Annotated in this window: 9 protein-coding genes; 3 read left to right on the forward strand and 6 right to left on the reverse strand. The window is 71.5% G+C overall.

What is annotated here, in order from left to right; genetic code table 11:
• Positions 1-143: 143 nt before the first annotated feature.
• The 5 genes from ffh to nsdA form a co-directional block, all read right to left on the reverse strand.
• Positions 144-1694, reverse strand: coding sequence for a signal recognition particle protein (ffh, locus tag OG322_RS08770; RefSeq protein ID WP_123461930.1), 1551 nt, complete (start codon positions 1692-1694; stop codon positions 144-146).
• A 132-nt stretch (positions 1695-1826) separates the two neighbouring features.
• The gene (locus tag OG322_RS08775) at positions 1827-4280 is read right to left on the reverse strand and encodes a [protein-PII] uridylyltransferase (protein ID WP_123461927.1); all 2454 of its coding nucleotides are present in this window, start codon (positions 4278-4280) and stop codon (positions 1827-1829) included.
• A gap of 31 nt (positions 4281-4311) precedes the next feature.
• On the reverse strand, positions 4312-4650 hold the full coding sequence (locus tag OG322_RS08780; protein ID WP_069170469.1) for a P-II family nitrogen regulator: 339 nt from the start codon (positions 4648-4650) through the stop codon (positions 4312-4314).
• Positions 4647-5999, reverse strand: coding sequence for an ammonium transporter (locus OG322_RS08785; RefSeq protein ID WP_123461925.1), 1353 nt, complete (start codon positions 5997-5999; stop codon positions 4647-4649). The genes OG322_RS08780 and OG322_RS08785 overlap by 4 nt, the downstream gene beginning before the upstream one ends.
• Positions 6000-6401: 402 nt before the next feature.
• Positions 6402-7877, reverse strand: coding sequence for a transcriptional repressor NsdA (nsdA, locus tag OG322_RS08790; RefSeq protein ID WP_123461923.1), 1476 nt, complete (start codon positions 7875-7877; stop codon positions 6402-6404).
• Between the two features lie 427 nt (positions 7878-8304).
• Between nsdA and OG322_RS08795 the strand changes: the two genes are divergently transcribed.
• The gene (locus OG322_RS08795; protein ID WP_123461921.1) at positions 8305-8964 is read left to right on the forward strand and encodes a bifunctional DNA primase/polymerase; all 660 of its coding nucleotides are present in this window, start codon (positions 8305-8307) and stop codon (positions 8962-8964) included.
• Between the two features lie 122 nt (positions 8965-9086).
• Here OG322_RS08795 and ftsY read toward each other — a convergent pair whose 3' ends face one another.
• The gene (gene ftsY / locus OG322_RS08800) at positions 9087-10283 is read right to left on the reverse strand and encodes a signal recognition particle-docking protein FtsY (protein ID WP_123461919.1); all 1197 of its coding nucleotides are present in this window, start codon (positions 10281-10283) and stop codon (positions 9087-9089) included.
• Positions 10284-10487: 204 nt separating this feature from the next.
• Here ftsY and OG322_RS08805 point away from each other — a divergent pair, with 204 nt between their 5' ends.
• Both OG322_RS08805 and OG322_RS08810 read left to right on the forward strand, forming a co-directional pair.
• Positions 10488-11879: a purine-cytosine permease family protein gene (locus OG322_RS08805; RefSeq protein ID WP_123461917.1), complete on the forward strand. Its 1392-nt coding sequence runs from the start codon at positions 10488-10490 to the stop codon at positions 11877-11879.
• A 57-nt stretch (positions 11880-11936) separates the two neighbouring features.
• Positions 11937-12902 carry an LLM class flavin-dependent oxidoreductase gene (locus tag OG322_RS08810; RefSeq protein WP_123461914.1) on the forward strand — a complete coding sequence of 322 codons (966 nt, stop codon included), beginning with the start codon at positions 11937-11939 and terminating at the stop codon, positions 12900-12902.
• Positions 12903-12952: the final 50 nt, after the last annotated feature.

The following is a 12952-nucleotide window of genomic DNA, read 5'->3' on the forward strand; positions in this document are numbered from 1 at the left end:
GACATTAAGGGAGAAACGCGGACGAAGCCCTCGGAGCGGCAGCCCGCTGGGCCCATATGGAGGGATCCCGGCTCCCCCGTACACGCCCGAGGGGGCGCCCGCCGTGAAGCGGGCGCCCCCTCGGGGACGTGACACGGGCCTGCTCAGCCCATGAACTTCTTGAACTCGTCCGGCAGCTCGAAGTTCTTGTCCTCCTGGCCGGCCGGCAGACCGAACGCGCCGCCCTGTGCCGCCTGCTCACGACGGGCGGCCTCGGCCTGCTCCTCGGCCTTGCGCTTCATCGGGTTGCCGCTCTTGCGCTTGCCCTTGGCCTGCTTGACCTGCTTCTTCTGCCGACCGGGGCCGCCGCCCATGCCCGGCATCCCGGGCATCCCCGGCATGCCGCCGCCCTGAGCCATCTTCGACATCATCTTGCGGGCGTCGAAGAACCGCTCGACCAGGTTCTTCACGGCGCTGACCTCGACACCGGAGCCCTTGGCGATACGGGCACGGCGCGAGCCGTTGATGATCGTCGGCTCGGCGCGCTCCTTCGGGGTCATCGACTTGATGATCGCGGCGGTGCGGTCGACGTCGCGCTCGTCGATGTTGTTGATCTGGTCCTTGATCTGCCCCATGCCGGGCAGCATCCCGAGCAGCTTGGAGATGGAGCCCATCTTGCGGACCTGCTCCATCTGGGCGAGGAAGTCGTCGAGCGTGAAGTCCTTGCCCTTGCTGGACGCCAGCTTGGAGGCCATTTTGGCGGCCTCTTCCTGGCTGAAGGTCTTCTCCGCCTGCTCGATCAGGGTGAGCAGGTCACCCATGTCGAGGATGCGCGAGGCCATCCGGTCCGGGTGGAAGGCGTCGAAGTCCTCGAGCTTCTCACCGTTCGACGCGAAGATGATCTGCTTGCCCGTGACGTGGGCGATCGACAGGGCCGCACCACCGCGGGCGTCGCCGTCGAGCTTGGACAGCACCACACCGTCGAAGCCGACGCCGTCGCGGAACGCCTCGGCGGTGTTGACCGCGTCCTGGCCGATCATCGCGTCGACGACGAAGAGGATCTCGTCGGGGCTGACGGCGTCGCGGATGTCCGCGGCCTGCTGCATCAGCTCCTGGTCGATACCGAGGCGGCCGGCGGTGTCGACGACCACCACGTCGTACTGCTTGGCCCGGGCGTGCTCGATCGAGTCCTTGGCGACCTGGACCGGGTCGCCGACGCCGTTGCCCGGCTGGGGCGCGTACACCGCGACACCGGCCCGGTCGGCGACGACGCTCAGCTGGTTCACGGCGTTGGGACGCTGGAGGTCACAGGCGACGAGCAGCGGGGAGTGGCCCTGGCTCTTGAGCCAGAGACCGAGCTTTCCGGCGAGGGTCGTCTTACCGGCACCCTGGAGACCCGCGAGCATGATCACGGTGGGCGCGGTCTTGGCGAACCGCAGCCGCCTGGTCTCGCCACCGAGGATGGAGACGAGCTCCTCGTTGACGATCTTGATCATCTGCTGGGCGGGGTTCAGCGCCTGGGAGACCTCGACGCCGCGGGCCCGCTCCTTGACGTTGGCGATGAAGGACCGGACGACGGGCAGCGCGACATCGGCCTCGAGCAGGGCGATACGGATCTCGCGAGCCGTGGCGTCGATGTCCGCCTCGGACAAGCGGCCCTTGCCCCTGAGGTTCTTGAAAGTCGCGGCAAGGCGGTCGGAGAGAGTATCGAACACGGCGCTCGTCGGTCCTCAGGGTCGGGGGCGGGGTCGGGTCAGTCGTTCCCCAGGGTATCCGGACGCCGGAGAACGCAAAGCCCTCGCCCGGTTCTCGTGACGCCCGGGGGCGGTTTCCCGTGGTTGCGGGGCTCAGCCGAGCGCCTTCTCGACCTCCTGGGCCAGTTCCGCGGCGCGGGCGGCGGACAGCGGCCGGCCTTCGGCGTCCGTGACGTAGAAGGCGTCCACCGCGTTGGCCCCCAGCGTCGACACATGCGCGCTGCGGACCCGTACCGCGCTCTGTTCCAGCGCCCGGCCGATCCGGTGCAGCAGTCCCGGGGCGTCCTGGGCCCGCACCTCGATCACAGTGGCCAGCTGCGAGCCGGCCGCCGCGACCGTCACCCTCGGCGGCGGGGCCTTCACCCCGCGGCGGCGCGGGTAGGCCGCCTCGCGCTCGGCCAGCCGGGACCTGATGTCCAGCGATCCGTCCAGGGCGCGTACGAGATCGGCGCGCAGCCGGGCGGACTGGGGCAGCGCCCCGTACTCGGCCGCGACCCGCCAGCTGAGCAGCAGTACGTCGGCGGTCTCGCCCAGCTCGGTGGGGAGCTCGACGGCCCGCAGGTCCGCGGCGCGGACGGTGAGGCGGTGCAGGGCGAGGACTCCGGCGGCGGCGGGCAGGACCCCGGGCCGGTCCGGGAGCGCGATGAGGAGTTCGACGCCGACGGGTTCGGGTGCACCGTCCTCCTGCGGGGTCTCGGTCTGGGCATGCAGGGCGAGGACGGGTTCGCCGGTGCGCAGGGCCTCGACGGCCAGGCGTTCCTGTTCGACGCCGGGGGCGGCGGGCTCGGGCTCCTGCGGTGTCTCGCCGGCCAGGACCGCCGCGACGCGTTTGACCAGATCGGTGACGAGGGAGGCGCGCCAGGTGGACCAGGCGGCGGGCCCGGTCGCGAGCGCGTCGGCCTCGGTGAGCGCGTGCAGGAGCTCCAGCGTGGAGGCGGTGCCGACGGCGGTGGCGACGGAGCGGACGGTCGCCGGGTCGTCGAGGTCGCGGCGGGTGGCGGTCTCGATGAGCAGCAGATGGTGGCGTACGAGGGTGGCGATGACGCCCACGTCGCGCGGGTCGAAGCCGATCCGGGCGGCCATGTCCCGGGCGATGACCTCACCGGCGACGGAGTGGTCGCCGGGCCAGCCCTTGCCGATGTCGTGCAGCAGCGCGGCGACGAGCAGCAGGTCGGGGCGGCCGACGCGGCGGGTGAGGGAGGAGGCGCGGACAGCCGCCTCGACGAGGTGGCGGTCGACGGTCCAGGTGTGGACGGGGTTGCGCTGGGGCCGGCAGTGGACCCGTTCCCAGTCGGGCAGGAGCCGGGTGATCAGCCCCTCCGCTTCGAGTGCCTCCCAGACGGGGACGGTGGCCTCGCCCGCGCCGAGCAGGGTGACGAGCTCCTCCCGGGCCTCGGCCGGCCACGGCACCGGCAGCGGCTTGGCGGCGGTGGCGAGGTGGCGTACGACGTGGCGGGAGAGCGGGAGTTCGGACTGGGCGGCCGCGGCGGCGGCGCGCAGGACGAGCACCGGGTCGCGCTCGGGGCGGGCGGTGCGGGCGAGTACGACCTCGCCGTCGGCCTCGACGACGCCGTCGGCGAGCGGGCTGCGGTCGACGGCCGGGGCCCGGTGCCCGCCCAGCATGGCGCGCAGCCTGGGGCGGACCGAGCGGGCGCGCAGCACCCGGTTGACCTCGCGCCAGGTGACGTCGGTGGCGTACGAGACGGTGCGGGCGGCCTCGTACACCTGGCGCAGCAGCACGTCGGCGTCGAGGAGACCGAGGGCGGCGGCGACCTGGTCCTGTTCCTGGAGGGCGAGGCGGTCGGTGGCGCGGCCGGTCGTGAGGTGCAGGGCGTCGCGGGTGTCCAGCAGGACGCGGCGGGCCTCGGCGAGGCCTTCGCGGGGTGCGTCGGCGACCCATGAGGCGGCGACGGCGCGCAGGGCGGTGGCGTCGCGCAGTCCGCCGCGGGCCTCCTTGAGGTCGGGTTCCAGGAGGAACTGGAGCTCGCCCTGGCGTTCGGCCCGTTCGCGGCAGAGCTCGTCGAGCGCGGGCAGCCGCTTGGGGGCCTGGTTGCGCCAGTCGGCGAGGATCGCGGTGCGCAGGGAGGCGACGAGGCCGAGGTCCCCGGCGACGGGCCGGGCGTCGAGGAGGCCGAGCTGGACCTTGAGGTCCTCGCCCGCCGTCCTGCGGGCTTCGGCTGGGGTGCGTACGGAGTGGTCGAGGGCGAGCCCGAGGTCCCAGACCGGGTACCAGATGCGGTCGGCGAGGGCGGCGACGGCTCCGGCGTCGGCGCTGCCGTCGTGCAGGAGCAGCAGGTCGAGATCGCTGCGCGGGGAGAGTTCGCCGCGGCCGTAGCCGCCGACGGCGACGAGGGCGGCGCCGCGGACACCGGTGTGTTCGGCCGCGGAGGCGAAGAGGGCGGTCAGCCAGTCGTCGGTGAGCGAGGCGAGGGCCGCACGGCGCGGCGGCCCGGACCGCGCCTTCTCCTGAAGGAGACGCAGCCGGGCCGCCGCATAGCCGCTGGGTCCCGAGTCCTCGGATTCGGTGGTCATTTCGGTACTCGTCACCCAGCTGCCCTTCCGTTTACGGAACCGTCGGTCAGAGTGCGTCCGGGCCGCGTTCTCCGGTTCGGACCCGGACCGCGGTCTCGACCGGCACGCTCCAGACCTTGCCGTCACCGATCTTGCCGGTCCGGGCGGCCTTGACGACGACATCGATGAGCTGTTCGGCGTCCTCGTCCTCGACGAGGACCTCGATGCGGATCTTCGGGACGAGGTCGACGGTGTACTCGGCGCCGCGGTAGACCTCGGTGTGGCCGCGCTGACGCCCGTAGCCGCTGGCTTCCGTGACCGTGAGGCCCTGGACGCCGAAGGCCTGGAGGGCCTCCTTGATCTCGTCGAGCCGGTGGGGCTTCACGACTGCGGTGATGAGCTTCATGCGTCCACCTTCTTGTTCGTCGGGGCCGGCGAGGTGCCGGGCCCGGGAGGCGTGGAGCGCGTGGACAAGCCGCCGCCGGCTCCGCTGAAGTCGTACGCGGTCTCGGCGTGCTCGACCTGGTCGATGCCGGAGACCTCGTCGTCCTCCTCGACCCGCATCCCGATCGTCTTGTCGAGGATGAGGGCGAGGACCGCGGAGACGACCAGAGAGTACGCGAGGACGGCGAAGACACCGACGGCCTGCTTGCCGAGCTGTTCGAGCCCGCCGCCGTAGAAGAGGCCCTTGGCGTCGGACTGGACTCCGCCGGTGGCGAAGAGGCCGACGAGCAGTGAGCCCGCGACACCGCCGACGAGGTGGACACCGACGACGTCCAGGGAGTCGTCGTAGCCGAAGCGGTACTTCAGGCCGACCGCCATGGCGCACAGGACACCGGCGATGGCACCGACCGCGATGGCGCCGAGCGGGCTGACGGCACCACCGGACGGGGTGATGGCGACGAGTCCGGCGACGGCGCCGGAGGCGGCGCCGAGGGTGGTGAAGGAGCCGTGGCGGAGCTTCTCGTAGCCGAGCCAGGCGAGCATCGCGGCGGCGGTGGCGACCTGCGTGTTGACGAACATGACCGCGCCGACGCCGTCGTCGTTGCCGAGCCACGAGCCGGCGTTGAAGCCGAACCAGCCGAACCAGAGCAGTCCGGCGCCGAGCATGACGAGCGGCAGGCTGTGCGGCCGCATCGGGTCCTTCTTGAAGCCGACCCGCTTGCCGATGACGAGGATCACGCCGAGGGCCGCGGCACCGGCGTTGATGTGGACGGCCGTACCGCCGGCGAAGTCGATGACGCCGAGCTCGTACAGCCAGCCGCCCGCGCCCCAGACCCAGTGCGCGACCGGGAAGTAGACGACGGTGACCCAGAGGGTGATGAAGAGCGCCCAGGAGGTGAACTTGACCCGGTCGGCGAGAGCACCGCTGATCAGGGCCGGGGTGAGGACGGCGAACATCAGCTGGAAGACGGCGAAGACGTACACCGGGATGGTGTAGCCGTCCCAGAGCTGGGTGACGCCGATCCCGCTGAGGCCGGCGAAGTCCGAGTTCCAGCCGATGAAGGACCCGATGTCGGTGCCGAAGGCAAGGCTGAATCCGTACAGCACCCAGAGGATCGTGACGATCCCGAGGCTGATGAAGCTCATCATCAGCATGTTGAGGGTGCTCTTGACGCGGACCATGCCTCCGTAGAAGAAGGCCAGGGCCGGAGTCATGACCATCACGAGGGCCGAGCAGATGAGCATGAATCCGGTATTGGCGGCAGACAGCGTCGGGGCGTCTGCTGCAAACGTCGTGATGCCTGGGGGCATCGGCGTCTCCTCGTCGTCGGTGCGGCCGCGTGCGGGCGATGGGGGCACAACCACGTGCGGGACCACTAGGGAAAAGGTGCGGGCCGGTTATGCGCCATGAGATTCGCCCAGTGCCGTTTCCGCCGATGCCGCACGATGTTTCGCCGCAGTGACGAAGGGGAGCGACGTGTTACGTCCCCATGAACCGCCCGTGCGGCATCCGCGCTCGGGCCTACTCTGCGGCCATGGCCGCATACGGTGCGGTTACGACGCTCCGGTACGGGAACGACCACACGAACCGGCCACGGCGACCACCCTCTGACCTGGCAATCGGGGGAGCCGAAGTCGGTCTGTGCGGGGTGGCCGTCGTGGCCGGGGCAGGGGTGCCGTTCGACTGCTTCGGCAGTCTCGGGCAGGGCGCCGTCAGACCGCTTCCGCGCTCTCGGGCAGTTGTTCGGTGAGGAGATCGGTGAGCTGGGCGACCTCGGGAATGTCCCCGAAGTCCCTGGCCGCGGTGTCGACCGTCTTGCGCAGCCGGGTGTTGACGCGCTCGGAGCGGACCTTCTTGGCGACGCGCAGCGCCTTCTCGGCCAGCACGGTGGACTCCTCGGGCTCGCGCTTGAGGAGGTGGACCGTGGCGAGACCGATCAGGTTGAGGGCGTACGACCGCTGGTGCTCGTCGTCCTCGCCGAAGAGCTGGACCGCCTTCTGCATGACGGGTTCGGCGAGCGAGGCGTACGTGGGGCTGCGGCCGGCCACATAGGCCAGGTCACGGTAGGAGTGGGAGTTCTCGCCGTTGAGCTCGGCGTCGGAGAAGAACCGGATCCAGTCGGGCTCGGGCTCGCCGTCGATGCCCGCGTCGAGGAAGGTGTCCTCGGCCATCCGGACGGCTCGTTTGCACTTGCTGGGCTGGCCCATGTTGGCGTAGGCGCGGGCCTCCATCGCATACAGCATGGCCTGGGTCCGCGCGGTGGCGCAGTCGCGGCTGCCGTACTGCGCGAGGTGGATCAGTTCGAGTGCGTCGTCGGGCCGGCCGAGGTGGATCATCTGGCGGCTCATGCTGGAGAGCACGTACGAGCCGAGCGGCTTGTCACCGGCCTCCTTGGAGGCGTGCAGAGCGAGGACGAAGTACTTCTGGGCGGTGGGCTGGAGGCCCACGTCGTAGCTCATCCAGCCCGCGAGCTCGGCCAGTTCGGCGGCGCAGCGGAACAGCCGTTTGGCGGTGGCGGACGGCTGCGGCTCCTGGAGCAGGTCGGTGACCTCGTGGAGCTGGCCGACGACGGCCTTGCGGCGCAGTCCGCCGCCGCACTGCGCGTCCCACTGGCGGAACATCGCGGTAGTGGATTCCAGCAGGTCGAGCTCGGGGCCGGAGAGCCGGGAGGGGCGGCGGGCGGCGGCGGCCGGGTCCGGCTCCACGGCCGCCGGGGCGGCGACGGGCACCAGCCAGCGCTGCATGGGTTCGATGAGGGCGGGGCCGGCGGCGAGGCTGAGGGAGCTGCCGAGGAATCCGCGGCGGGCGAGCATCAGGTCGCTGCGGGAGAACTCGCTGAGCAGGGCGACGGTCTGCGGTCCGGCCCAGGGCAGATCGACGCCGGCCACCGACGGGGCCTGGTGCGCGGCGCGTAACCCCAGGTCCTCGACGGCGACGACGGTACCGAAGCGTTCCGAGAACAGCTCGGACAGGATGCGCGGGATCGGTTCGCGCGGCTGCTCGCCGTCGAGCCAGCGCCGCACCCGGGAGGTGTCGGTGCTGATGTGGTGGGCGCCCATCTGGCGTGCCCTGCGGTTCACCTGCCGGGCCAGCTCGCCCTTCGACCAGCCGCTGCGCACGAACCATGATCCCAATTGCACGTTGGGGCGCTTACCGGCATTCGAATCGCCTGCGCCGCTGCCACTCACTGGAACGCCCCCATCCCGCCGAATCCTGTCCGCCGCGAACCACTGTAAGAATGCCGTGAACCGATGCTGTCCGTGCGGAGGTTGCACACCATCGAACAGAAAGTCGGGTTGCCTCCGGCATACCCATGGGAGCACATACTTCCATGGTTCGTGTACCGACGGTAATCCTACGATCACCCCCTCGGGGAGAGTGATTGCGGAAACGCCACCATTCGCCACCCCTTCGGATGAACGCCACTACGGCCGGGCGCGATTCACTTGACAGAGAGCGATCAGCGGCGGGCGCAAAGGCGCATTCACGGGCGCGCGAACGGGGTCAGGCACCCCCGTGCGCGCCCCGCGCCCAGCCGGATCGGCCAGGGACGGCGGAGTGTCACGATTGAACTCCGGTCCGTAACCACGGCGCGTTGGACCCGTTGGAGGGGGCATGGGCTTCACGATCGGCGGCATCCGCGAATTGCGATCCGGCTCACGGCGCCGCGGCCGTGCGACCGAGGGCACCGCGGTGGCCGAGTACACGGGGCTGTGGGGCTGGGCCGTCACGCCGGGCGCGCGGGCCGCGGACGGCAACTGCTCGTGTGGGAAGGCCGATTGCCCCTCCCCCGGCGCGCATCCGCTGGACTTCGCGCGGGAGGTCCCCGCCGGGGCGACACTCGACACGGCGGCGCGCGCGTGGGCCGAGGTGCCGGGCGCCTCGATGCTGCTGCCGGTGGGCCGCAGCTTCGATGTCCTCGACGTCGCCGAACAGTCCGGGCGCCGGGCGCTGGTACGGATGGAGCGCATGGGGCTGCCGCTCGGCCCGGTGGCGGTGACGCCGGCCGGCCGGGCGCAGTTCTTCGTGGCACCGGGCGCCGCCGACGGACTCCCCCAACTGCTGTACCGGATGGGCTGGGACGACGCGGGGCTGGATCTGCGGGCGCTCGGCCTCGGCTCCCACATCACCGCACCGCCCTCGGACCAGGGCGGCCTCGGCCCGGTCCGCTGGCTCCGGCCGCCGGCCCTGGACACCGCGGCGGCGCCACCCGAGGCGCGGCTGCTGCTGGGCACGCTGGCGTACACCTGCCACCGGTGGGCGCCCTGCGGCTGAGCCGCCCGGGGCTGCCCAGCGGTGCGCGACGCAGATCCTCACGGGGCGCGCCACGCGGCTCGTCACAGCGAAGAGCCCGGCCGCACGGATCATGCGGCCGGGCTTCTTCCTGTCCGTGGGGCTCAGTCCCCGATCAGGGCGTCCACGAACGCCTCCGGGTCGAACGGGGCCAGATCGTCCGGCCCCTCGCCGAGCCCGATCAGCTTCACCGGTACGCCCAGCTCGCGCTGGACGGCGATGACGATGCCGCCCTTGGCGGTGCCGTCGAGCTTGGTGAGGACGATGCCGGTGATGTCGACGACCTCGGCGAAGACCCGGGCCTGCACCAGGCCGTTCTGCCCGGTGGTGGCGTCCAGGACGAGCAGGATCTCGTCGAGCGGTCCGTGCTTCTCGACCACCCGCTTGACCTTGCCGAGCTCGTCCATCAGACCGGTCTTGGTGTGCAGCCGGCCCGCCGTGTCGATCAGTACGACGTCGGCGCCCTCGGCGATGCCTTCCTTCACCGCGTCGAAGGCGATCGACGCGGGGTCGCCGCCCTCGGGTCCGCGCACGGTGCGGGCGCCGACGCGCTCGCCCCAGGTCTGGAGCTGATCGGCGGCGGCGGCCCGGAAGGTGTCGGCCGCGCCGAGCACGACGCTGCGGCCGTCGGCCACGAGCACCCGGGCGAGCTTTCCGGTGGTGGTGGTCTTGCCGGTGCCGTTGACACCGACGACCATCACGACACCCGGGGTGTCGACGCCGCTCTCCGTCTTGACCGCGCGGTCGAAGTCGGTGCCGAGCAGGGTGAGGAGCTCCTCGCGCAGGAGCGAGCGCAGGCCCTCGGGGGTACGTGTGCCGAGGACCCGGACGCGCTCCCGGAGCCGTTCCACCAGCTCCTGGGTGGGGGCGACGCCGACATCGGCGGTGAGGAGCGTGTCCTCGATCTCCTCCCAGGTGTCCTCGTCGAGGTTGTCCCGGGACAGGAGCGTGAGCAGCCCCTTGCCGAGGGAGTTCTGCGAGCGGGCGAGGCGGGCCCGCAGCCGTACGAGGCGGCCGGCCGTGGGCTCGGGAACGTCGAGCGCGGGGGCCTCGACGGCCTCCGGAGCCTGCTCGTCGGCGGCCTCGGCGGGCGGGAGCCCTACTTCCTCGATGGTGCGGCGCGATTCGTCGCGCGGCGTCTCGGCCTCCTCGCCGACATGGGGCTCGGCGGGAGGAGTGATGGTCGGCGTGCTCGACGGTGCCGGGGGCAGCTGCTTCTTCTTGCGGCTGCTGACCACGAGCCCGCTGATCACGCCGACCGCGACCAGGGCGATGACTACAGCAAGGATGACGAATTCCATAACCCACCCAGTATCGGTCACGTGCGGGGACAATCGGGGAATGGCCGTCCCGCGGTCACAGCCCGAGGGGCCGCGGCTCCCCCGCCGCGCCGCGCGCCCTGCCGCTTCGAGAGCTCCGCACCGGTGCCGGTCGGCGGACGGACGGCACCTCTGAATCGACCTGGTCGATATGCACTGTATGCCGGTGAAGGTACGATTCTGCGCGTGGAGACCCGTGGCCTGGAACCCGTGCCCGACGGCGAGCGCACCGGCCGGGCCCGGAGCCTCTTCCCCACCTGGGTCGCGGCCAACATGACCGTGCTGCTGCTCACCATGGGTGCGGGCCTCATCGTCTTCAACGCGCTGGGCTTCTGGCAGGTGCTGATCGTCGCGGCAGCCGCTCCCGTCCTCTCGTACGGGATGGTCGGACTGGTCTCCATCGCGGGGAAGCACGGCGGTTCACCCGGCATGGCGCTCTCCCGGGCCGTCTTCGGGCAGCGGGGCAACCTGGCGCCCGGAGCGCTGGTCTGGGTCGCCCGCTGGGGCTGGGAGACGGTGAACGCGGTCACCGGCGCGTACGCCGTACTGACCGTGCTCGATCTGCTCTTCGGGGTCCGGAGCACCCCTGCCCTGATCGTCGCGACCCTGACGGCCTTCGTGACGGCCGGATTCCTGCTGTCGGGGCTGGGGGTACGGGCGCTGCGGGTCTGCTCCACCTGGTCCGCGTGCCTCTTCGGCGGGTTCAGCGTCCTCGCGCTGGTCCACCTGGCCGGTGCGACGTCCTGGCGGGCCGTCCTGGACCAGCCGGCCGGACCGACGTCGATGATGGTCGCGGGCATCGGCACCCTGGCGGCCGGCGGCATCAGCTGGGCCCCCACCGGCCCGGACTTCACCCGCTACCTGCCACGCGCCGCCTCCGGCCGGGCGATGGTCGCGGCGACCGTGGGCGGCGCGGGAATCGTGTTCCTGCCGATGGTGCTGATGGGAGCGGTGATGGCGGTCGGCACGCCGGGACTGGCCGTCACCCGGGACCCGGTCTCCTTCATCGGCTCATTACTGCCGGGCTGGATCTCGGTGCCGTATCTGCTCGTCGCCGTGCTCGGCATGGTGCTGATCAATGCCATGTCGATGTATTCGGCGGGATTCACCGCGCAGACGCTGGGATTCCGCGTCCCGCGCGCCTGGGCGGTCGCGGTGAATGCCGCGATCAGCCTGTTCCTGGGAGCGCTGCTGATGATGGTGGCGAACAGTTTCATCGATTCGTTCGTCTCCTTTCTGAACCTGCTCGCGGTGACGTTCTCGGCCTGGATCGGCGTCTTCGGCGTGGACCAGCTGCGGGGGCGCGCATACGATCCGGTGGCGCTCATGGACACCACTCCCAGCAGCGCCTACTGGTACACGGGCGGCTTCGCGTGGCCGGCCGTGGCCGCCTGGGCCACGGGTCTGGCGGTCGGGCTGCTGTTCACCGGCGTGGAGTGGTTCAGCGGTCCGCTCGCCACCACCTGGGCCGGGCGCAATGGACTGGGCTGGGCCGCCACCATCGTCGTGTCGGGCGGTCTGTACGCGGCACTGCCGCGCCCCGGAGTGCGGCGGCGAGGCACACCCCTACACTTCTGACGCAACGTCAGCTAATGTCCGGCCTCGCCCAGCCCGCCCGGCGAAGGGGACAGTGTCATGGCCTTCACAGTCGTCCGGTTCAACCTCGTCGATCCAGACGCCACACCCGCCTCGCTCTCGGCACGCTACCGCGCGGCCCTGGACATGGCCGCGTACGCCGACGAGCACGGCGTCGACACCGTGCAGACCGAGGAGCACCACGGGGCCGCCAACTCCTGGCTGCCCTCCCCCTTCGTCCTCGCCGGTGCCGTCTTCGGCGCCACCGGCCGGATCGCGGTCACGGTGTCCGCGGTGATCGGGCCGCTGCACGACCCGCTGCGGCTGGCGGAGGACATCGCGGTGCTCGACCTGCTGAGCGCGGGCCGGCTGGTCACGGTCGCGGGGATCGGCTACCGGCCCGAGGAGTACGAGCGGGCGGGCGTCGAATGGGGCAGGCGCGGCCGGATCCAGGACGAGCTGCTGGAGACACTGCTGCTGGCGTGGACCGGGGAGCCGTTCGAGTTCCGCGGCCGTACGGTCACGGTCACCCCCCGGCCGTTCACCCGGCCGCACCCGCTGCTGCTGGTGGGCGGCAGCTCCCGGGCGGCGGCGCGGCGGGCGGCGCGGCTGGGGCTGCCGCTGTTCCCGAGCGCGCATCTGCCGGAGCTGGAGGCGTACTACCACGAGCAGCGCGCGGAGCACGGTACGGAGGGCTTCTGCATGATGCCCGCGGCCGAGACGCCGTTGCTGCATGTGTCCGAGGACCCGGACCGGACATGGGCCGAGTACGGGGAGCACTTCCTGCACGAGGCACGTACGTATGCCTCCTGGCAGTCCAAGGACATCCGCTCGGCCGTCCGTTCGGCGGCGACGACGGTGGCGGAGCTGCGCGAAGAGGGTGTCTACCGGATCGTCACGCCTCAGGCGTGCGCGGATCTGGGCCGGGAGCTGGACAGCCTGGTGCTGCATCCGCTGTGCGGCGGGATGCCGGTCGAGGAGGGGTGGCGCAGTCTGCGGCTGTTCTGCGAGGCGACCGGCGGGTGAATCCGTACGGCTCCGGCCCGCACCAGCGGGCCGGAGCCGTACGGATTCAC

The sequence above is a fragment of the Streptomyces sp. NBC_01260 genome (assembly GCF_036226405.1).
GTDB classification, from domain to species: Bacteria; Actinomycetota; Actinomycetes; order Streptomycetales; family Streptomycetaceae; genus Streptomyces; species Streptomyces laculatispora.

Coding starts and splice junctions, on each gene's coding strand:
- OG322_RS08780 (WP_069170469.1), bottom strand. CDS start 4,650: ATGAAGCTCATCACCGCAGTCGTGAAGCCCCACCGGCTCGACGAGATC.
- OG322_RS08785 (WP_123461925.1), bottom strand. CDS start 5,999: ATGCCCCCAGGCATCACGACGTTTGCAGCAGACGCCCCGACGCTGTCT.
- OG322_RS08795 (WP_123461921.1), top strand. CDS start 8,305: ATGGGCTTCACGATCGGCGGCATCCGCGAATTGCGATCCGGCTCACGG.
- ftsY (WP_123461919.1), bottom strand. CDS start 10,283: ATGGAATTCGTCATCCTTGCTGTAGTCATCGCCCTGGTCGCGGTCGGC.
- OG322_RS08810 (WP_123461914.1), top strand. CDS start 11,937: ATGGCCTTCACAGTCGTCCGGTTCAACCTCGTCGATCCAGACGCCACA.